This is a genomic window from Virgibacillus siamensis (genome assembly GCF_039522605.1).
Classification (GTDB): Bacteria; Bacillota; Bacilli; order Bacillales; family Amphibacillaceae; genus Lentibacillus; species Lentibacillus siamensis.
Genome location: NZ_BAAADS010000024.1, coordinates 12,200 through 32,977 on the forward strand (window position 1 = coordinate 12,200; position 20,778 = coordinate 32,977).

Consider the following 20,778-nt stretch of genomic DNA (forward strand, 5'->3'; position numbering starts at 1 on the left):
AAAAATAGGTCAACCAGTTCAATGACCGGCTGACCATATAATACGATCGGGCGCCATTCCGGAATAAGAATTACTCTCAGTCCTGCGGGATAGGGCTATTTTAATTGAGGAGGAACTTAGATGTTTTCACCAAAGTTAACATGCAGTAACTGCAATAAAGAAATAGAAGACAATGATAAGATAGCAATTATAGTTCAAGCAAAGGAGTTAAACGGTTTTACAAATTTAAAAAGCTGGGCAAATAATCATCGAATACTTTGTTCCCAATGCAACGATATAAAACAATGACATTTCAATTATCGGGCGCAAATCCCTAATAATATTGGTGCCAATTTATTCTATAGTATAAGGAACGCGAAATGCTCAGGAGGTAAATATTGTGAACAATGCTAATGATTGGAAAAAGGGTCGTATTTCAGCAGCAAATCGTGGTGAAAATCCCATGGTTATGACTGAACTTAAAAGTGGATTTGCAGTTATAGGTGACACTCAATTTTTACCAGGATATTGTCTGTTGTTACCATTTAAGAACTTCAGTAGTTTAAATGAACTGGATTACCGGCAAAGGGCTGAATATCTTTTAGATATGACGTTAATTGGAGATGCAATACAAGAAGTATGTAGTCCTAAAAGAATTAACTATTCAATCTATGGAAACTCGGATGCCTTTTTACATGCACATATATTTCCACGATATGAATGGGAACCAAAAGAAAGAAGATCAATGCCTGTATGGCAGTACCCAAAGAGCAAATGGACTGAAAGTAAATATCATTACACTGATGAAAAGCATTTTGAATTAAAAAATAATATAGGCGAAACATTGATTACTCTTAGTAAATCTGCGTATTAACGTTATTCATTTATCGGGCGATAATCTCTAATAAAGATTGGTGCCCATATTGAATCATTGGGCCATTTAGCGAAAATTTTGTAGTGGCAATCCATAATGATCTGAGGAGGGATAATGTGAAAATTTTACTTTTTGTTATAGTATCTAGTTTACTTGTGTATATGAATATCACCCCCCATTTAACGGGATTACGGCGATCGCGGTCAATAAAACGGTCAATAAAAGTAAATAGGAAAAAATGCTAACCAATTGTTCCATAATAGGCGCAAATCCTAAACAATCTTTTCCCCTGTTATTGCTTCATCGGATCATTATATTGAATAACAACACACGCAATATGTAAAAAGTATTTGACATATTACGTGTGGTTTTTTATACTTTATATGTAAAAAGGTTTTTACTTTTTGAGGTGAAAATAATGAAAAATAACATCCGTTTTATAAGAAAGGAAATGAAAATTTCTCAAGAAGAACTTGCACACAAATGTGATGTTACAAGGCAAACTGTTAATGCTATTGAAAATAATAAATATGACCCTACTCTTGCTTTAGCTTTCAAATTATCAATAAGCCTTAATACCAAGGTAGACAATTTATTTATTTTTGGGGGGGAAGAGGAATGAAACTACAAAAGCCAGATGAAATGGAGCGTAGTCATAATTTAAAATCTGCAAGAAATGCTTTTATGTTTTATATAGCAGCTTTGATAATATGGGCTATTTACGATTTCATCACTACTGGTAAAGCAGGTTTGCAAATGACAATCCTTTTGGTGGGGACAGCAGTTTTTTGGTGGTCAAGAAGTATTTTAAATAAACAAACAGAAGAGGAGAAGGTAAAAATACCACCGAGAGCAATCATATGGACAATTTTTTATCTTGTTATATTCCTAGCTATCATTTTCATAGCTAATTACTATTCTTAACAATTCAGATTGTTCCCCAATCGGGTGCTTTCAAGGAACAAGAAATTTGCTCACTATTGTTTTCTAGGACCAGTTAATGGAATAACTCCTGTGATAATGTCCGCACCTCATTGTAATGTTACATTGGAAATTATAAATAAATAAAATAGAGTATCAGATGGATCAGATTTAATAATGGATAACTGTATTTTGATAAATATGACTCTGAACAGATTATTTATAAAAGATTTTTTAATTCCTTGACTTGAAATGCATTTCACAAATTAGAGTGAAATAAAGCTTATTTTCAACTCAAGGAGGTAAAAATTTATGAAGAGAAAGGTTTCCATCCAAAACGACGAAAATATAATATCCTCTATTACGGGATTATTTGAAAGTTTCAATGGAATGCAGAATGTCTATTTTGGAGATTTGTTGTTAACAAATAAAAGATTATATTTAGTTGGTAAAAAACCAATAAACATTGAAGAGTCTTTGTGGTTTAGTGGAGAAGAGAGGAATAATAGACAATCTACACTGATAGTAGGAGAACATTCCATTAGAATAAGATGGAATTGCGATGGAAACTTTTTAAGTTTCATTAATGCTTATCAGCATTTAAATTTGTAGTTATCCTTGATTTTAAGAAATAGGAGTATTTGTATGGCAAATATTAGTGGTATTGCTAAATTAGCAGGTGTTTCAGTCTCTACTGTTTCCAGGGTACTAAACAATCACAAATATGTTTCAGATGATAAAAGAGAGGCTGTCTTAAAAGTAATAGAGGAAATGAATTATACACCAAACAAAAATGCGATTGATTTAATTAGGGGAGAAACAAAAACAGTAGGGGTCATTCTCCCATATAATAACAATCCAGCATTTGATCAAATGTTAAATGGTATTCTTAATAAGGCTTCGGAGAATGATTTTTCTGTAACTGTACTTCCTTCAGAGTATAATAAAAATAAGGAAATAGGTTATTTGCAAAAGTTAAAAAGCAAATTGTTTGATGGAATCATTATAGCTTCAAGAGCAAGTGATTGGGAGACTATAATTCCCTATAGCAATTATGGTTCAATTGTTTCTTGTGAATACACGCATAACACTGAGATTGGCTGTTCCTATAGTGATAGGTATTCTTCCTATCTGGATACCTTTCAATTATTAAAAAATCGGGGGCATTTTGCGGTAGCTTTTACAACAGCCAGATTAGAAAGCAATAGCACTAACCAAATGATTGATGCTTATAATGAGGTTTTTGGTGAACTTCCAACTTATTATCATATTTCAGATTGTCAATGTTTAGATGATGGATGGGAAGCAGCGAAGAAATTCTTGCAGTCACCAGAAAGACCAACTGCCATATATGCAAATGGAGATGAAGTCGCTGGTGGAATTTATTTATATGCAACGTCTCAACAAGTTAATATTCCTGCTGATTTAGCTATCATCGGTCAAGAAAATCAACCGACCGGCAGTGTTTTGGGAATAACCACCATTGACCACCAGCTAACCAAAGTTGGTGAGGAGGCCTTTAACCTTGTTTTAAACAAATCCAGAGAAAAAATAAAAGTACCTTATTCTATAATCGAACGAGAATCTGTGTAAATTGAACAATAATACTTTGATTTCAAAGGAGGATGTAACATGAAACGAATTGCAATAGATATGGATGAAGTAATTGCTGATGCTTTACCCAAACATGTAACACGTTTTAATCAATTGCATAACGACAATATTAAAATTGAAGATTTAAATGGAATAAAATTAGAAGACTTACGACCTGAGTTTCAAGTAGAAATGAAAAATATCTTACTGGAACCTACCTTCTTTCAGGATTTAGCAGTAATGGAAGATAGTCAAGAGGTAATAAAGGAATTAAATGAACACTTCGAAATTTTCATTACTACAGCCGCCATGGAGTTTCCAACATCATTTACAGCGAAGTATGAATGGTTAAAGGAACATTTTAGTTTCTTAAATGATATGAACTTTGTTTTTTGCGGCGACAAAGGTATATTAAATGCTGACTATCTTATCGACGATAATGTACATCATTTTAAACGATTCTCCGGCAAGGGAATACTTTTCTCATCTCCACAAAACAGTAATGAAACAGGCTATGACAGGGTTGAAAACTGGCAAGAGGTAAGGAATTATTTTATCAATTAAATGGAAAGTTCATACTCTATAATAGCGTTTGATTTTTACTGTGGGAAGCGCTGGTCTTTTCATATGTTTAATGGTGGTAGACTGGGCTGCAATAATCTGCAGGTGACCTCAATCATGTGTATTAAGCTATTGGACGCATTCGCGGAATAACGTATTTATTTCTAGAGCCATTTTGTTGAATAGTGGAAGGCATTACTTCGTTTTTTGGTAGATAAGAAAGTATAAAACTTTCTTACTGCATGAGTGCAACTAAGGTCGTCACCTAAAGGCTTGGTGACAACCAAGTTTTCTAAATGTTTTAAACAGTAAATGACGGGAAGATAATCAGTAAAAATTAAAAGACAATCTATGAGGGGAGAGATAATATGAATGCTAAAAAAGGTTTGTTAGTAGGTGCAATTGCTTTCGGTCTCACATTATCCGGGACATGGTTGTTGTCCGTTTCTGCTGCTAGTCCCGATGTTAATATTCCTGCATCATCTGTTTCGGGCATCCATTCATCTAATACAAACCAAGAGGCAGTTGAGTACTTAGACAACATTTATGATCATGCTTTTAATGGAGAAATGCCTGGTGCGGTTCAGGGGCTTAAAATCAATAAAAGCACAAAAAAGGACGTTCATCAAAGGTTAGGAAATCCCCCAAAGGTAAAGGGTCAATTTGATTTGTATGGCTGGAATATGGGGAATCCTGGATATGGATTTGCTTATAATAAAGATAATACCATATCTGAAATCCGAAACTTTGGCACAGGTGTTGAAAGACAAACAAACCTTGGTGGAATCACACCTGCCGTAATGAGTGAACAAATAGGAAGTGCGGATAAGATTCTAGCTGTTCCTAACACAAATGAAATGGACTTTGTTTATGAAACGGGAGATTATGAGCTTCATTTTGTCGTTGGCAGTGATCACACAGTTGATCATGTGAATTTAAAAGAAGCGAAATAGCTGTTTATTTAGTAGGGTTGTCTCAAAATTGAGGCGACCCTACGCGTTAGGCCCAGTTTGTTGAAGCAGGCAACCAAGAAGCAACCATAACAGCGGAAGTCAATATACAAAAAGTAGCAGAATACAACAACAAAGTATCCCCATATTTGAAAACCTGAGACCAGATGTTTATAAATATGCGGAATAATGATGTGTATGTAGAGTAGGGTGACATTTCCGAACACGGGAAGGTGGCAGGTATAAAATATCCTTCCCGCGCATCTTTGTCGTTTGTACCGTTTCTTGTATTTTTAATACTACACTAACTCCTTCTTCATGAATATTTAGCTAATAGCAGAAAATGACAGTTCCAGAATTGCGCGATTAACTAATAGAAATTGCGTCAATACGATATCCAGGCCGGTGACAGGGTTCACAGGTAATCACAACTTCTTTGATAGATTCGCCAGTAGGCCCTATACTGAAATGATAACTAAATAAGGTAGAACGTTTAATTGAAGTGGGGGGTATTCATGTCAGTAGGTGCACTTTTACTTATTATCATTTCAGCGTTTATGCATGCGACGTGGAACTACTTGGCGAAGCGGTCTAATAGTGGGTACGCATTTGTGTGGCTTTACATGCTTGTCAGTACGATTGTGTACGCACCGCTTGTGGTTGGAATGTTTATTTTTTCTAAGATTCATATTGGTTGGGTAGAAATGGGATTTATATTGGGAAGTGCTCTCATCCACCTTGCTTATTCGCTGACACTACAAAAGGGGTACAGAATTGGTGATTTTTCCTTAGTTTATCCTATTGCCAGGGGTACCGGGCCAGTGATTGTTGCAATTGCTGCAGTTTTTATTTTTGATGAAAAAATAACAGCCACTGGAATAACCGGGATATTTCTGATTGTTAGCAGTATTTTTATGATTACTGGAGGGCTACAAAGGCTTCGAAAATCAAATAGAATTGTACCGCTCATTTATGGCCTTGTAATAGGTGTGATCATTTCTGGGTACACCCTTTTTGATAAAGGGGCTGTTGCTGTATTTCTTATTCCTCCATTATTGTTGAGTTATGGAAGTATTCTTTGGCAGCTTGTATTTCTTACCCCAAAAGCGATTCGTAATTGGACAAAAATTAAGTATGACTGGCTAAAATACCGAAAAGAAGCAATAGGAGTAGGCATCCTTAACCCACTTGCCTATATCCTCGTTCTTACCGCCATGACATTCTCACCTGTTAGTCATGTTGCCCCCGTTCGTGAAATAAGTATTTTAATTGGTACCTTCATGGGAACAAAACTTCTTGCAGAGGGGTTTGGTCTACAGAGGGTTATAGCTGCTGGAGTTATGCTTGTTGGGGTTATCTTGGTGGCATTGACTTAATCTGTGTAATATATAATTACGCTGCAATTTCCTGGTTATGTGGTAGAAGCAACTAAATCAATCAGGTTCGGGAGCAAAAACATTGTCCGAAAAAAGACAAAAAAAGATTTATTAAAACAGCTAAGTCTTTTGAATAATATTCTTGTTACGCTAGCGGGCACTTATCTTAAATAAAATTAGCGTCCAACTTGCACCAAATGGGCATATTGTTTAAGAACCATAGAACTGTATTATGACTGGAGGAGAGGGTTCCTTTTAAGCTAAGTGTCTCAAATTCACTGATTTTGGCAACCGCCAAGAAAAACTCCAACTCTTGGTAAAACAGCGAATGAACCCCAGGCAGAAAATAATAAATCTACATTTCGATTACCAACTGCGACGGTTCAAAATTGGAAAGTTACAAAACAAGAATACTTTTATGTGCATCGTGAACTTGAAAAAATACTAGCAAAATCAGAACATGAAGATTTATATAGACAGATCCCTGGAGACAGATCATTAGTGCTTGAACTGAAGAGTTTAGCATTGCGCGACGCGTATCGTATTGGGCAAATTGTATCCCTAAGTAAAATGCAAGGAGCTTGGGCAGGAAAACGCAGCATTAAAAAAAGCTTTATTAGCTTTACAATTATTCCATTTAGGGCGCAAACTCGGAAATTTGCGCCCATTTTTTGCTCTGTAGGGATCGTTGTCATACCCCGGCTATGCATCATTTGTGATTAAAAAGTCCCCCCTGTGACAAGTCATTACCTTAACATAAGGGATGCTTCCGTACTCTAAGTCTTTCAATCTATTTCCATTTCTGAATTATATAATCAGCATTAGCTTTTAAAACGTCATAAACTTTTTCAGAAATTAACTTATTTTTTTTCTGATGGTCAAGAAGCAATTTAAAGCCTTCCATGTGTTTGACTATCTTTTCGGCTAATTCATTTTCTTCGTAAAGACTTAGGGCTGTCAAATGTATTTTTAGGAACTGAGCAGCCTGATCAGTAGCGAATTCGCCATTCTCCTGGAATTGTTTCACGAGCTTTTTCATGCCCTCGGCATGTTCTGCCTTGGTTATTGCTGTGGCGGTTAATGTATCTTTACTCTTATTTTCAAAAGCATCAATGGCTCTTACCTCAATTTTGTATATTGTGGCCGGCTTCAGTCCATTAACGGGTAATGTTAAAGGATTAGGAATCTGTGCCTTATAGTATTCAGAGAATGCCTTATTATCCAAAGTAATTTTATTAGTCTCTTGATTCTTTACTGTCACATTGTAAGAATGCGTTAATAAATTATCTTGTGCTTGGTCAAATTTGATTCCGACACTAGTAGACGTAGTTTTATCCCGAACAACGGAAAGTTTTGCATCATTTGTGAAATAGGGCTTTTTATTATCTCTGGTATCAATGTACTTAAAGTTTTTCTTTTGGATAGGTGTTTTGATTACCCACGGATTCCCTACCCATTCATTGGCATGGAATTTACGACGTTTAATAACAACCTTATCATCGTAAACCTTTACAAGCAGCCCATTACTTACTTCCACCGGCGGCACTTCTCCTTGAAGATATCCGGATTCTGTCCACATATAGGCAATAGAACCGGAGTTTACCGAAGTGAAATTATTCTGGTAGATTTGTCTTGGATCGCTGACCGGATAATGGGTATGGCCTGCCATTAAAATGACTTGCGGGTGTTGTGATAATGCATCGCGAAGTAACTTTTGATTCTCTTTATCAATGTACCATTGATCTGTACCGTAGTTAGTATTCTTTAGAGGGTGATGCATAAACACAAAAATTGGTTTATTCGGATTTCTTTGTTCAGCACGTTGTAGCTCTTTTTCTAACCATTTAATTTGTTCTTTTGAATAGAAATATCCTCTTTCCTCACCTAGCATGATAAAAGTATAACCCTTCATTACCTTGCTATAATTTAGCGAATCCATCCCTGTTTTCTTCAAAAAGCGTTTTTGAGCCTGTTTAACAGTCGGGCCAACGTACTCATGGTTGCCAATACCAATTATTTGTTCTGTTTGAGGTTGTATATATTCATTAAACACGGACAACCAAGCATCATATTCCTTCTCATAGCCATGGCTGGTTAAATCACCAATAAATACAAAAGCATCTTGTTTTGGTGCCACGTTATTAAGTTGCCTAAATGCATTTTCAAATCTTTGCACCCCCCCTTCTGCACGGCCGATTTGTGTGTCGCTAATTACTGGAAAGACCAGTTTAGGGTCATCACCTGACGTTTCCTGTGAATGTGCTCGTACACCCTGTGGTGCTGATATTAGACCAACACCTATAATAAAAAACGCTAGGAAAATAAAAATTCCTCTATGATTCTGAAAGTTTTTTAACATAAAACTGCCTCCTCATATTCCAATTTGATCATTGATTATTTCCAGGTTTTTAATTTTGCGTCTGACCATTCACCATAGGTGGAATTAGGAAGAACTATAAATTTACTGCCAAATTTATCTTCCAGTCTTTCGACAGCTTTGTTTCTTTTTTTGGTTGAAGCATCATTAAATACGGCCGCAAAATCATGAAGGTCATCGCCGGTTAACAAAGCAATTTCATAGTCTTCTGTTATCTCACTGCGACGTTCCTTTTTAGATTCTCCTTTTAACATGACGCTTTCTTTTGTAACTTGGGGCAATCCAAGTTTTTTCATATTTTTAATCGTAGGGGTTTCGTTTTCAGCAACCCTGTTTGACACATAGAAGATCTTTACACCTTTACTGTCTGCATACTTTAAGAAGCCCTTAGCCCCAGGTATCAATTTTGCGCTGGCCGCATCAACCCAGGCATCCCATTTGTCGCCCCAATTTGTATAATCGAAACCTTCCTTGACACCCATGGCTAAATAAGGAGTGTTATCCAAAACAGTCTCGTCTAAGTCGGTGACGACAGCAGGACTTTTGCTGCTTTCGTTGTTTTCTAAATAGTTATTTAGCTGCTGTTTAGCAAGATTAAAGGCTTGTTCTTGTAATGCGCGAACCTCTGCACTTTTTTGTTGGTAAAGCACACCCATTTTGTATTGTTTGGCTACATTGTTATTCTTTTTGTTTTGGGTTCCTGTGGTTTTGCTTGAACTACTTTCTGTGTCTGTTTGATTTGGATTGCTAGATTCGGTACTGCTTGAGCACCCTCCTGTAACCAGCAGAGCGAAGGTTATAAGTGTAATTATCCATACAAAACGTCGATTTTTCATGTTGCAAGAATTCATCCTTTCTTAATAAATTTTAATATATTTATTGTGTTAAGAAATTTTTAAACATAATAAATCCAACGTTTACCATTATAATTGTCTTATTTTTTATGTCAAATCTATGTCTTTATTTTTTTTACTTAATTTATAATCGGATAGGATTATTATTCATTAGTCTCAAGGTGAGCTATTCATTAATCGGGGGCCATTCCGGAATAAAGTATAGAAATCGACCTGATGGGAAAAAGGTATGTACGATAATAATGATGGCTGTTTCAAAAACACGACAAACATCGTGTCCAACCACCATCCTTTTTACCTTTTCACATTACCCTTTAGCATCGTTTTCGTAAAAAGGCTTAGACTCATTTCAGAAAAATAGTCTAAGCCTTTTTGTTTTGAAGTTTATAAAAAATATTTAAAACAACTAATCAGTTACATTAGAACCTGCTCCCAGAGGCTGCTCCCCTCGGTGATATTCGATCAATTTCTGCCAGGTCTTCTTGTGTTAGAAAAACTTGAAGGGCATCGAGGTTTTCTTTGACTCGCCCTAAACGCTTGGTTCCTGGAATTGGGACGATCTGATCTCCCTGTGCCAACAGCCATGCTAACGCAAGTTGGGCAGTCGTACACCCTTTTTGCATAGCCATTTTTTCAATGCGGGAAGCTAATTCTACATTTTTAGTGAAATTTTCACCTTGAAAACGGGAATATAACTCCTGTGGGTAATCTTCTGAGAGATCCTCCAATTTTTGAATCTGACCTGTCAGGAAACCCCTGCCCAGCGGACTGTATGGAACAAGGCCAATCCCTAGTTCTTTGAGAAGCGGCAAAACTTCATCTTCCACGTCCCTGCTCCATAAAGAATATTCGGTTTCCACTGCGGTTATCGGGTGTACCGCATGTGCGCGTCGAATGATTTCAGCTGGAGTCTCAGAAAGACCAACATAACGAATTTTACCTTGTTTGACAAGATCATCTAAAGCACCCATAGTCTCCTCAATAGGAGTATTCGGATCGTAGCGATGCTGATAGTACAAGTCAATGTAATCGATTCCGAGACTATACAGGCTGGCGTCAACTGACTTTTTAATATAAGCCGGATCTCCCTTATAACCTTGATTATGAGTGATCCCAAATTTGGTTGCGATCACAGCTTCATCACGCCTGCCCTTTAATGCCTTGCCCAACAGCTGTTCATTATCTCCAAACCTTGCCTGAAGATAACCATCATTTCCGTAAAGGTCTGCGGTGTCAAACAAAGTGACACCATGATCCAAAGCCCCTCGAATGGTATCAACAGAAGATTGGTTGTCGGGCATGGTCATCGTACCATGTCCGATAGCGGAAACTTCTAATCCTTTGTTCCCTAGCTTTCGTTTTGGAACGTCATGATTATTAATCATTAAATGTCCTCCTTGATTTGTAATATGCCTGTATCTTAACTAATAAATTTGGCAACAACCACTGCATGTTTATACTATTAATGTTATTAATAGGATTTAAAAATTGCCTATATTAAAACACCTGTATCAACCAGTTAAGTTGGACAAATCATTTTATCTTAAGCAAAATGAAAGCTATACTGGTAATGCAATGAGAAAGGAATGAACAAGTATTATGCAAAAAAGTGTACATTCCAAGGTGTTTGGCCAATTTTTAAAGTCCAGGCGAGAACGGGTTCAGCCTGAAGAAGCCGGTATTTACATGACTTCGGGAAGACGAAGAACTCCGGGTCTGCGCCGGGAAGAAGTTGCTTATCTTAGCCACGTTAGTGTGACGTATTATACATGGTTAGAACAGGGAAAAGACATTCAACCTTCACGGGATGTTTTAATGAATATTGGTCAAGCGTTACAACTTTGTCCTGACGAGAAAGAACATCTTTTCAACTTAGCGTATAATGAAGCATTATCATTGCCGAATGAAGAACAATATAATGATTCATTACAAGCCACAATCGACGATTTACCATTTCCATCCTTCATTACAGATCAGCGTTCCAAGGTTATTTTTTGGAATCGAGGGGCGGAAACAATGCTTTTTCCGTTCTCTTCTTGTGCTTCTGATGAACGGTATTTACTGCAACTCCTATTTTTGGAGGGAAGTATTCGGGATCGTATTCAAAATTGGGATGAATTTTCAACCTATTCGGTTGCAGTCTTTCGCGGCATTTATGACCGCTTTCCGGAGGACCCCATTCTTAATCAACTCCTTTTAAATCTAAAACAGCAAAGCAAGTTGTTTCAAAATCTATGGAAACAGCATCACATTGAGCAGAAGAAGGTAAGTTTCATTTCGATAGATGATGAGCAAGGCCAGACTAATCATTTCCGCATTCATTCCGCTACCCACGTGGATGGAAACGAAGATCTTTTTTGGTGTATGTATGTTCCTATGTCTTAAAGTACTGTCCACAACACGTTTTTATGTGTGGTTAAATTCATCCTTGATCTTCCTCAATGGGCGCTAATCGGAATAAAAATTAGGGCTAACGGATACATATCTATAATAAATTGATGCTTTGAATTAAAAGGCGGGATTAAGTGAAACTGATTGGGAAAATATAAGAAAGATTCCAAGAAAGAAATAAACTATTTTTAGCTTTGGAAACTCTTTTAACTCTTTTGACGGTGCATCTTCGGATGACGTTGGACTTACCTCTAATTTATGATGATGGATATACTGTGATTTAATCATCCTTGGATAATCATTTTTTATTGTAATAAAACCCCATTTAATACTCTTCGTCAATGAAAATATTTATCTCTTTTTTCTATGTTTCAAACTTTACGGTGGAATTTAAGCAAAGTAATATGATACCTTTATGTAGAGAGAACGTTCTACATCACTTCAAGGAGGAAATATTATGTCTATTCGTCCAAAAGAAGAACAAATCCTTAAAACTGCTGAACAGTTATTTGTAGATGGTGGGTTTCATGCCACCGGAATCAACAAGGTCTTAAAAGAATCTGGTGTGGCTACCATGACATTATACCGATACTTTCCATCAAAAAATGATTTGGTTTTGGGTGTTTTAAAATATCGTGAAGAAAAGTATTTTAACTATTTGAGATCACTCGCGGGAGAGAAATCTGTACGATCAGTTGTAGATGCTCATTGTCAATGGATTACTGAACAGAATGCCAAGGGATGTTTATTTTTCCGTGCACTTGAGGAATACGCTGAATTTGAGACAAAGGTGACTCAGTTTGTTAAAGATCATAAACAAAAAGTATTAAGTCATATTCAATCCGCAGCTCTGGAGGAAGGTATAAACAAACCATATTTTACCGCAACTAAAGTAGCGCTTGTGCTGGAAGGAGCGACTACAATGGCAGAAGCATTTGCCCCTGATGGAATCATCCACCATACGAAAGAATTGAGCAACCTTATTTTAAACGAAGCGAGGGATTAATGTGAAACGGATCGTATTACCGGGCATAGCAATGATTGCAGTAACATACGGTTTAGCGAGATTCGGCTATGGATTAATGTTACCTGATATTTCATCAACATTGGATATGAGTCCTGCAATCTCTGGCGTTATTGGATCCAGTTCTTATTTTGCCTACTGTATTGCCATTACCCTTTCAACGCTTTTCATTCCTAAGTTGGGGCCACGTCCATCAATTATAGCTGCAGGAATTTCTGCTTTTGTGGGTATGCTTTTAATGGCGATTTCCACAAATGAGATTATGCTTGCTGTAGGTGTCCTCGTTGCGGGTGCAAGTACAGGTTTTGGATCACCTGCGTACGGTGAAGTCGTAGCAGAAACGGTTCAAAAACCGTTTCAAGATAAAGCAAATACTTGGGTCAATGCGGGAACGGGTTTTGGGGTTATGATTTCGGGGCCTATCGTGTTATTTTTTTCGGGAGATTGGCGAATGGTGTACACCTTATTTACCTTTGCAGCGTTAGCAGTTTTGATTTGGAATTTCATAAATATTCCTAGAATTAAAAAGCAAGAGGAGTCCAGACAAAAGATATTTTCCTTTAAAAAAGCAGATATGAAAAAGTCTATTTTCCTTGTTATTGCTTCTCTGGTAATGGGAATTGCTACAGCCATCTATTGGACTTTTTCGAAGGATTATATAACGAATGAAAGCGACTTATCCCATTTAACTACGTCTATATTTTGGATTATGATTGGTGTATCAGGAGTCGCTGGGGGTATCGCAGGAAATTTAATTGAAAAACTAGGGATTGGTAAGGCGTATAGACTAACCGTTATTATTGCCTTTTTATCCATTGTGATCCTTCCGATTTTTCATTCAGAAATCGGATTGATTTATCTATCAGCATTATTTTTTGGGAGTTCATATGTCTTTTTAACGGGTGTTTTACTTGTGTGGGGGGTTAAACTGTATCCTCGACAATCATCACTGGGGATTGGTCTACCGTTTTTGACTCTAGCTCTCGGTCAAATTATTGGATCCGCAATAGCAGGTACGCTGATACAATCGATTGATTACAAGATGGCCTTTATTCTGTTTAGTTTTATAGGTTTATCGGCTGTTTTTATTAAACCCAAAGTAAATGATACCCCGGAAAAAAGTGAAAAGATGGAATCTTGTGTTTGAAAATATAAGAATATGGAATAGGGGTTTGGCGTCCGGTCTTATGGAAATTAGTCATTCAATGTTCGAATGTGTGTTAAAATGCAATCGAAATATTCTAATTACCTAAAATCTTAAATAATTACATTGGTCGAAATTGTATGGAAGCGGATTGAGGAGCAATCTTTTAGGAGCAGGTGGTTAAGTTGTTTGGCTGAGTAACCTGTTCGTTTATTCTAACTGACGTGTGTTATTATTCTGTATAATACCAACAGTGGAGAATGAAGAAGATGTCACTAGAAAATGTAAAAGCGTATTTTAAAGAATGGAATCGTGAAGATGATGTGATGGAATTTGAAACATCGAGTGCTACTGTTCAACAAGCAGCCGACACAATTGGCGTAATTCCTGCGCGAATCGCAAAGACATTGTCTTTAAGAAGAAAAGAGGGAAAAGCCATTTTGGTCGTCGCCGCTGGGGATGCAAAAATCGACAATAAGAAATTTCGTCATACATTTGGTTTCAAAGCCCGTATGCTCGCTCCTGATGAAGTGTTGGAGGAAACTGGACATGCGATAGGGGGCGTTTGCCCGTTTGGATTGCAAAATGAAATCGACGTCTACCTAGATGTCTCAATGAAACGCTTCGAAACCATTTTCCCGGCTTGCGGAAGCTCGAACTCCGCCATAGAATTGACCAACGATGAATTATTTCATTATTCGTTCTCCAAGGAATGGATAGATGTTTGCAAAGGTTGGGAAAAGACTGATTTAAAGGAGAGTATTCTCTAACAATTTTGTGCCAAATCGAATTGGAGGAGGGGAACCAGTTTTCCCCGCCTGATAAGGTTTACTTTAAATAATGATCCAAAAATTCTTTTACTGCATAAAATCCTTTAATGCTATTTTCACGTTTGGTGAATCCGTGTCCTTCATCATCAAAGACGATATATTCAACAGGGACATCATTTTTCTTAACAGATTCCACAATGTCATCAGACTCGGCTTTCAACACGCGCGGGTCGTTGGCTCCCTGCAGGACGATAAGCGGTTTTTGAATATTTTCCGCATGGAACAGGGGTGATATGCTGCGAATGTATGCTGTATCTGTGTATGGGTTGCCAATCTTTTTGTACAGGACATCTCGAATTGCTTCCCACCAGGCTGGGATTTCTTTTAATGTCCGCTCCCAATTGGAAACACCAAATACGTCCACACCAACTTTAAAAGCATTGGGCTGAAATGCTAACGCAGCAAGAACCATGTACCCGCCATAACTACCGCCGATAATGCCGATTCGCTTTTCGTCGATGCGTTCTGTAGACGTAAGGAATTTTTTTGCCTCCACACAGTCCGCCAAATCAACCTCCCCATGTTTCAGGTCCGCTGCTTTGAAGAACGTCTTGCCGTAACCGGAACTTCCTCTGTTATTTACCGCTAGTACGGCATAGCCCTGGTTGACAAGATATTGGAAGATCGGATTGTAATCGACCATTGATTGCCCGCCAGGACCCCCGTGTACCCAGATAAGTGCAGGCACCTTTGTTTCGCTGGCTGTGACCGGTTCGTAATAGATCGCCGGAATAGACAGTCCATCAAACGATTCATAATGTACAACACTTGCTTCCACGAGATGATCTTGATCGATTTCCGGATTGAGCGTATCGGTTAAACATTGCAGCTTATCCCCGTTAAAATCATAAACGTACAGGTTCGCCGGTGCATTGGAACTGTTTAATAGAAAAGCCAGTTGATTCTCGCTTTCGGAAATGGTTACATCGCTTATCTGTCCGTCAGGAAGGCCTGGAATTTCCAAATAAGCCCCAGTTTGCGTTTCTAAAATGTTCATCTCTATTTTCCCATTGTTGTTAAATGCGTAAACAAGATATTTATGATTCGGTGAAAATTTGGCCATCATAATGTCCCAGTCTTCTTCAGCTACTGTTTCCACGGTTTTTGTTTTGACATGCATTTTTTTCAGTTGAAGAAATTCATTCTCTTCATCGGTCACGTAATAGAGATACAATGATTTTGCATCAAAGGTCATTGGTATATACTGAACATCACCTTCATGTGGAGAAAGGTGCTCTAACCCTGCTTCAGGTGAATAAAGGTACATATCCGAATTGTTAGCTGTTACCGGCTTATGCAGGGCAATAGAAGATTTGTCCGGTGATACGGCGGTAATCTGATAGGCTTCCTCATTTTGAAAAATTAACTGGGGTGTGAATGTTTCTACATCCATTTCATACAGGTCCATATAGCGTTCATCTCGTATGTTTGACTCATAGAAAAAACTTCGGCGGTCCCTGCTCCACCCGTGAAACATTGCCTTTTCTTTTTCACCTGGAGTCAAATCCTTTGTCTGTCCATTTTCATCACACAAATGGAGGTGGGTTATTTCATTTCCACCATTGTCGCTTTCATATAAAAAGCGTTGATCTTCCGGGAAAAAAGAAACTGGGAAAATGGAATTATCTGTCGAATGTGTCAACTGTTTGGGAGCTTTCTCGTGTTTACTAATGGAATAGGCATTATATACCCCTGATTTGTCACTTGCATACAAAATGTTCGTATCATCATATGAAATAGATACACCCGCTATGCTCTCCGTGTTCATAAATTGTTCGATGGTGTATGTGGATGGTGTGTTTCTTTTTTTCGCCATTTCTTCTGTCAATATAAAAACCCCTTTTCTTAAGAATTTATAATATGTATTCTATTTGTGAGGGGTGGAATCCTCTATTATAACCAGAAAAAAGCAAGAAAATTTGCAATAACTATTGGGATGGCCATCTTCGTAACTGGTGTAACTTGGTTGGAACATTTGTCTTCTTTAGGCACGCTCGATGACCTCTTCAAATGGATTATTTTGCAACCAAAAACCCGCAAGTATTTTGACTGCGGGTTATTTGGATATGGAAAATCTCATCATTGCGGACGGTTTAAACTGTACGTTTGCAAGTTGATGATCTGTTTGGAAAATGGTATCGAAGTCGTTTGAGTTAGCTATTACCGGATATATGGTGTCGATCTGCTGTTGGTTGATGAGGCTGGAGTCGGTCGGCACGTTTTTTTCGTCACCCCACTCAATTAGAAACGGATGACGGATGATTTCAGCTTGCGGAAAAAGCATTCGCCATTCCAGGAGTGAACCGTCTGGGCGATTCCTGCTTCCGGCAATTGGTCCGGTGAATGATACGTCCTGTTCATGAAAATGCTTCAAATAATCATCCATACCATACGTTCGCAGTGCATATTGAATTGCCCCCTCCACATCACTGTTTAATGTGCGGACAAGTTGGTCAATCAGGGGATTTTCGGACTTGGCTGCTAAATCCTCGTCGAAAATTCCAAGCCACTCCAGATAACAGTCATTGCTGAAATAAGCAAGGTAATTGTACGTTCCCCAATTTTCATGTTTGCCACCTTTCAGAACGGTTACATTGTGTCTGTTGGCAAAAGCCTCCGCAGCCTGTTTCGGATCTTTAGAAGCAAGAATAATATGGTCAAGTGCAAGCATTTTTTCACCTCCTTAAAAAGTTGTTATCGCAATTTTACAGAAAAATGGATATAATGAAAAGAAATTTATTTTTGCAGAGGGAGATGGAAGCAGATGCAGAACCCAATTTTAAGTGACTTTTCAACTGAATTTTATACGGATCGATTGTATATTAGGATGCCAAAACCCGGTGATGGTAAGGCTGTTTATGCAGCGATTCAGGCAAGTAAAGTGGAGTTGAAAAAGTGGCTGCCGTTTGCCCAAAAAGACCAGACCGCTGAAGAAGTCGAGGCAAATGTTCGTGAAGCACATGCTGCGTTTTTGAAAAGGACGGATTTGCGGATGCACATCTTTCACCGGGAGACGGGAGAGTTGCTCGGATTGACTGGTCTGCACCGGATTGATTGGGATGTTCCAAAATTTGAGATTGGTTATTGGCTTGATTCACGAAAAACTGGACAAGGATACATAACAGAAGCGGTGGAAGGTCTGACGAAATTCGCCTTCAGCGAGCTCGGTGCCAACCGTATTGAAGTTCAGTGCGATGCAAAAAATGTGAGAAGTCGTGCTATACCGGCAAGACTTGGATTTACGTTGGAAGGAGTCCATTGCAACGATTCAGTTGCAGTCGATGGGGATGAATTGCGGGATACGTGTATTTTTGCCAAGGTACGCTGACGGGTGTGCTTTGGATATGGCTGCCTGTCATGTTATGTTGCTGCTGGGAAACATCATCGTTCGGGGTGGAACATCAACCGCACAGGGCGGAACATCAACCACACGGGACCAAACATCAACCGCACAAGCGGAACATCAACCGCACAGGGCGGAACATCAACCACACGGGACCAAACATCAACCGCACAAGCGGAACATCAACCGCACAGGGCGAAACATCAACCACACGGGACCAAACATCAACCGCACAAGCGGAACATCAACCGCACAGGGCGAAACATCAACCACACGGGACCAAACATCAACCGCACAGGGCGGAACATCAACCACACGGGACCAAACATCAACCGCACAAGCGGAACATCAACCGCACAGGGCGGAACATCAACCGCACAGGGCGGAACATCAACCGTTCTAAATTGTAATCATTCCGCGAGTTTGCCAGCCAGTTATAGCCGTTTTTCGATACATTTCCATAAAGGTTTGGTATAGTACATGAAAAGGTATTTATGAAACAGGTGATTGATATGGGTAAACCAAACATTTTAATTGTGGAAGATGAACAAAAGCTCAGCAGGGTGTTACAGCTTGAACTGGAATATGAAAATTATGCAACGGATATTGCTGACAATGGAAAAGATGCACTGAACAAATTGGAAAATAATCGATGGGATCTTGTACTGCTGGATATTATGCTTCCGGAACTGAGCGGGATGGAAGTGTTGAGGCGATTCAGGCGCAGCAACCGGACAACACCGATTATTCTGTTGACAGCAAGAGATCAGGTGCATGATAAAGTAAGCGGGTTGGATCTTGGGGCGAATGACTATATGACGAAGCCGTTTCAAATTGAGGAGCTGCTCGCCCGTATTCGTGTACATTTACGGCTGCAGACAACAGCTGAAATGGACAGTCGTCAACTGGCAATTGGGGAGCTTGTTGTTGATACTGGTACACGTGAAGTGAAGCGGAATGATCACCAAATTGAACTGACCCCCCGCGAATTTGATTTGCTCATCTACTTGCTGAAAAATAAAAATCAGGTGTTAACCAGGGATCAGTTAATTGAACATGTCTGGGGTTTTGATTATTATGGCGACACCAATGTAGTGGACGTTTATATCCGTTATTTACGGCAGAAAATTGATAAAGATTTTGACAGCCAGTATATTCAAACGGTTCGTGGTGTCGGGTATACGATAAAGGAAACTGCGCAATGAAGTTATCAACGAAGATCCGTCTATTTTCTAGTCTGTTTATGCTGATTCTTGTTTTGCTGGTCAACACGGCTATCTATTATATGTTTCATACAATGTCACTGAATGGGGAAAGGACGGAACTGACGGAGCAGACGGATGAAATTGTCACAGCCTTAAACGATTCCTCTACGATAGCAAAGAGTGAATTGCTGAAGGCGTATTTGCCGACGGATGGAATGATTCGGGTCGTTGGAAAAGATGGCAGTATGCTTATGTCAACATTGACAAAGGACAAGTCTTATCTTAATCTGCCTTCAAGTTACGCAACAAAACAAACAAGCAGCGTCATCCCTCTAAAGGATAATGCTGATTTTTTGACTGTTTCCAAACCAATCATCTGGGAAAACGGAGAAGTTGCAACATTACAGGTATATAAGCAGCTTGTGGCACATTCGGAAACGATGGAAACACTGTTTTATGTGTTAGTGGTGGCATCAATCATCGTACTGATTCCGACAATCATTGCCGGAACGTTGCTGGGACGGTTTATTTTAAAACCGATAAAGTCCTTGACGTCCACAATGAGGGAAAATGTAACCCACACCACGTGGAAAAAAATTAATCTCGAGAACCGATCGCATGATGAACTGTATGAAATGGAAGAGACGTTTAATGTGATGATTGATTATTTGAAGGATAACTTCGAAAAACAGGAAATTTTCGTATCGGATGCATCACATGAACTGAAAACGCCAATTTCCATCGTGAAAAGTTACGCACAATTATTGCAGCGGCGCGGACGGGATAATCCGGAACTTTTACAAGAGTCTGTACAGGCGATTGATTCGGAAGCAGATCGTATGCAAAAGCTGGTTGAGCAAATGCTATTGCTTGCCAAAAATCAGGAACAGGAAACTTACAGCAAGCTGAATGTTGTCCAATTGGTTCAGGGAATAGTGGATCAATTCAAGGGTGCCTATGATCGTGAACTGGTTTTTGAAACAGAGACCGATGAAATGTATATTAACGGGAATCATGATCAATTGCAGCAAGTAGTGTATATTTTAATGGACAACGCGCTGAAATACAGCGACAAGGCGGTGGACATCCATATTTCACAGCAGGGATTGACCGTACAGATAAATGTGCAGGATTATGGCAAGGGAATCCCACCGGAAGAATCAGAAAAAATATTTGACAGGTTTTACCGTATTGAAAAATCACGAAGCCGCGAGTTAGGCGGTACTGGACTTGGATTGGCCATCGCAAAAGTTATTATGGAAGAACACCACGGCAGCTTATCTGTGAGCAGTGAACCGGGTGAAGGCACTGCCTTTAGCATGAGGCTGCCAGCTATAAATGAAAACTAATATGTTT

Annotated in this window: 22 protein-coding genes; 17 read left to right on the forward strand and 5 right to left on the reverse strand. The window is 38.7% G+C overall.

What is annotated here, in order from left to right:
* The first annotated feature begins 120 nt into the window (after positions 1–120).
* The 9 genes from ABD010_RS14890 to ABD010_RS14930 all read left to right on the forward strand — a co-directional run bounded on the left by ABD010_RS14890 (position 121) and on the right by ABD010_RS14930 (position 6,254).
* Complete coding sequence (locus ABD010_RS14890) at positions 121–288, forward strand: hypothetical protein (RefSeq protein WP_343814797.1); 168 nt, start codon at positions 121–123, stop codon at positions 286–288.
* Positions 289–379: 91 nt separating this feature from the next.
* Entirely contained in the window at positions 380–853 is a 474-nt protein-coding gene (locus ABD010_RS14895) for an HIT family protein (RefSeq protein ID WP_343814800.1), read from the forward strand.
* A gap of 418 nt (positions 854–1,271) precedes the next feature.
* Positions 1,272–1,475 carry a helix-turn-helix transcriptional regulator gene (locus ABD010_RS14900; protein WP_343814803.1) on the forward strand — a complete coding sequence of 68 codons (204 nt, stop codon included), beginning with the start codon at positions 1,272–1,274 and terminating at the stop codon, positions 1,473–1,475.
* Positions 1,472–1,777: a hypothetical protein gene (locus tag ABD010_RS14905; protein WP_343814805.1), complete on the forward strand. Its 306-nt coding sequence runs from the start codon at positions 1,472–1,474 to the stop codon at positions 1,775–1,777. Before ABD010_RS14900 ends, ABD010_RS14905 begins: the two co-directional genes overlap by 4 nt.
* Positions 1,778–2,086: 309 nt before the next feature.
* Positions 2,087–2,386 (forward strand): hypothetical protein, encoded by a 300-nt coding sequence (locus tag ABD010_RS14910; protein WP_343814808.1) that lies wholly within the window; start codon positions 2,087–2,089, stop codon positions 2,384–2,386.
* A gap of 33 nt (positions 2,387–2,419) precedes the next feature.
* A complete protein-coding gene (locus ABD010_RS14915; RefSeq protein WP_343814810.1) occupies positions 2,420–3,367 on the forward strand; it encodes a LacI family DNA-binding transcriptional regulator in 948 nt (315 codons plus the stop codon).
* A gap of 39 nt (positions 3,368–3,406) precedes the next feature.
* A complete protein-coding gene (locus tag ABD010_RS14920) occupies positions 3,407–3,931 on the forward strand; it encodes a 5' nucleotidase, NT5C type (RefSeq protein ID WP_343814812.1) in 525 nt (174 codons plus the stop codon).
* Positions 3,932–4,296: 365 nt separating this feature from the next.
* Positions 4,297–4,881: a YjgB family protein gene (locus tag ABD010_RS14925; RefSeq protein ID WP_343814814.1), complete on the forward strand. Its 585-nt coding sequence runs from the start codon at positions 4,297–4,299 to the stop codon at positions 4,879–4,881.
* A 512-nt stretch (positions 4,882–5,393) separates the two neighbouring features.
* The gene (locus tag ABD010_RS14930) at positions 5,394–6,254 is read left to right on the forward strand and encodes an EamA family transporter (protein WP_343814817.1); all 861 of its coding nucleotides are present in this window, start codon (positions 5,394–5,396) and stop codon (positions 6,252–6,254) included.
* Positions 6,255–7,044: 790 nt separating this feature from the next.
* Here the strand turns inward: ABD010_RS14930 and ABD010_RS14935 are convergent.
* From ABD010_RS14935 to ABD010_RS14945, 3 genes are all read right to left on the reverse strand, one after another.
* Positions 7,045–8,613, reverse strand: coding sequence for a metallophosphoesterase family protein (locus ABD010_RS14935; RefSeq protein ID WP_343814819.1), 1,569 nt, complete (start codon positions 8,611–8,613; stop codon positions 7,045–7,047).
* A 35-nt stretch (positions 8,614–8,648) separates the two neighbouring features.
* Positions 8,649–9,467, reverse strand: coding sequence for a 5'-nucleotidase, lipoprotein e(P4) family (locus ABD010_RS14940; RefSeq protein WP_343814821.1), 819 nt, complete (start codon positions 9,465–9,467; stop codon positions 8,649–8,651).
* Between the two features lie 437 nt (positions 9,468–9,904).
* The gene (locus ABD010_RS14945; protein WP_343814822.1) at positions 9,905–10,870 is read right to left on the reverse strand and encodes an aldo/keto reductase; all 966 of its coding nucleotides are present in this window, start codon (positions 10,868–10,870) and stop codon (positions 9,905–9,907) included.
* A 238-nt stretch (positions 10,871–11,108) separates the two neighbouring features.
* Here ABD010_RS14945 and ABD010_RS14950 point away from each other — a divergent pair, with 238 nt between their 5' ends.
* From ABD010_RS14950 to ABD010_RS14965, 4 genes are all read left to right on the forward strand, one after another.
* Complete coding sequence (locus ABD010_RS14950; RefSeq protein ID WP_343814825.1) at positions 11,109–11,870, forward strand: helix-turn-helix transcriptional regulator; 762 nt, start codon at positions 11,109–11,111, stop codon at positions 11,868–11,870.
* Positions 11,871–12,333: 463 nt separating this feature from the next.
* A complete protein-coding gene (locus ABD010_RS14955) occupies positions 12,334–12,882 on the forward strand; it encodes a TetR/AcrR family transcriptional regulator (RefSeq protein WP_343814828.1) in 549 nt (182 codons plus the stop codon).
* A gap of 1 nt (position 12,883) precedes the next feature.
* Complete coding sequence (locus tag ABD010_RS14960) at positions 12,884–14,047, forward strand: MFS transporter (protein ID WP_343814830.1); 1,164 nt, start codon at positions 12,884–12,886, stop codon at positions 14,045–14,047.
* A 266-nt stretch (positions 14,048–14,313) separates the two neighbouring features.
* Complete coding sequence (locus ABD010_RS14965; protein ID WP_343814833.1) at positions 14,314–14,814, forward strand: YbaK/EbsC family protein; 501 nt, start codon at positions 14,314–14,316, stop codon at positions 14,812–14,814.
* A gap of 58 nt (positions 14,815–14,872) precedes the next feature.
* On the opposite strand, the gene ABD010_RS14970 is transcribed toward ABD010_RS14965, so the two are convergent.
* Positions 14,873–16,702, reverse strand: coding sequence for a S9 family peptidase (locus tag ABD010_RS14970; RefSeq protein ID WP_343814836.1), 1,830 nt, complete (start codon positions 16,700–16,702; stop codon positions 14,873–14,875).
* 228 nt (positions 16,703–16,930) lie between these two features.
* Positions 16,931–17,545, reverse strand: a complete 615-nt coding sequence (locus ABD010_RS14975; protein ID WP_343814839.1) for a VOC family protein — start codon at positions 17,543–17,545, stop codon at positions 16,931–16,933.
* Positions 17,546–17,638: 93 nt separating this feature from the next.
* On the opposite strand from ABD010_RS14975, the gene ABD010_RS14980 reads away from it, so the two are divergent.
* From ABD010_RS14980 to ABD010_RS14995, 4 genes are all read left to right on the forward strand, one after another.
* The gene (locus ABD010_RS14980) at positions 17,639–18,202 is read left to right on the forward strand and encodes a GNAT family N-acetyltransferase (protein WP_343814842.1); all 564 of its coding nucleotides are present in this window, start codon (positions 17,639–17,641) and stop codon (positions 18,200–18,202) included.
* Between the two features lie 16 nt (positions 18,203–18,218).
* Positions 18,219–18,620: a hypothetical protein gene (locus tag ABD010_RS14985; RefSeq protein ID WP_343814845.1), complete on the forward strand. Its 402-nt coding sequence runs from the start codon at positions 18,219–18,221 to the stop codon at positions 18,618–18,620.
* A gap of 109 nt (positions 18,621–18,729) precedes the next feature.
* Positions 18,730–19,422, forward strand: a complete 693-nt coding sequence (locus ABD010_RS14990) for a response regulator transcription factor (protein WP_343814850.1) — start codon at positions 18,730–18,732, stop codon at positions 19,420–19,422.
* Entirely contained in the window at positions 19,419–20,771 is a 1,353-nt protein-coding gene (locus tag ABD010_RS14995; protein ID WP_343814853.1) for an ATP-binding protein, read from the forward strand. Before ABD010_RS14990 ends, ABD010_RS14995 begins: the two co-directional genes overlap by 4 nt.
* Positions 20,772–20,778: the final 7 nt, after the last annotated feature.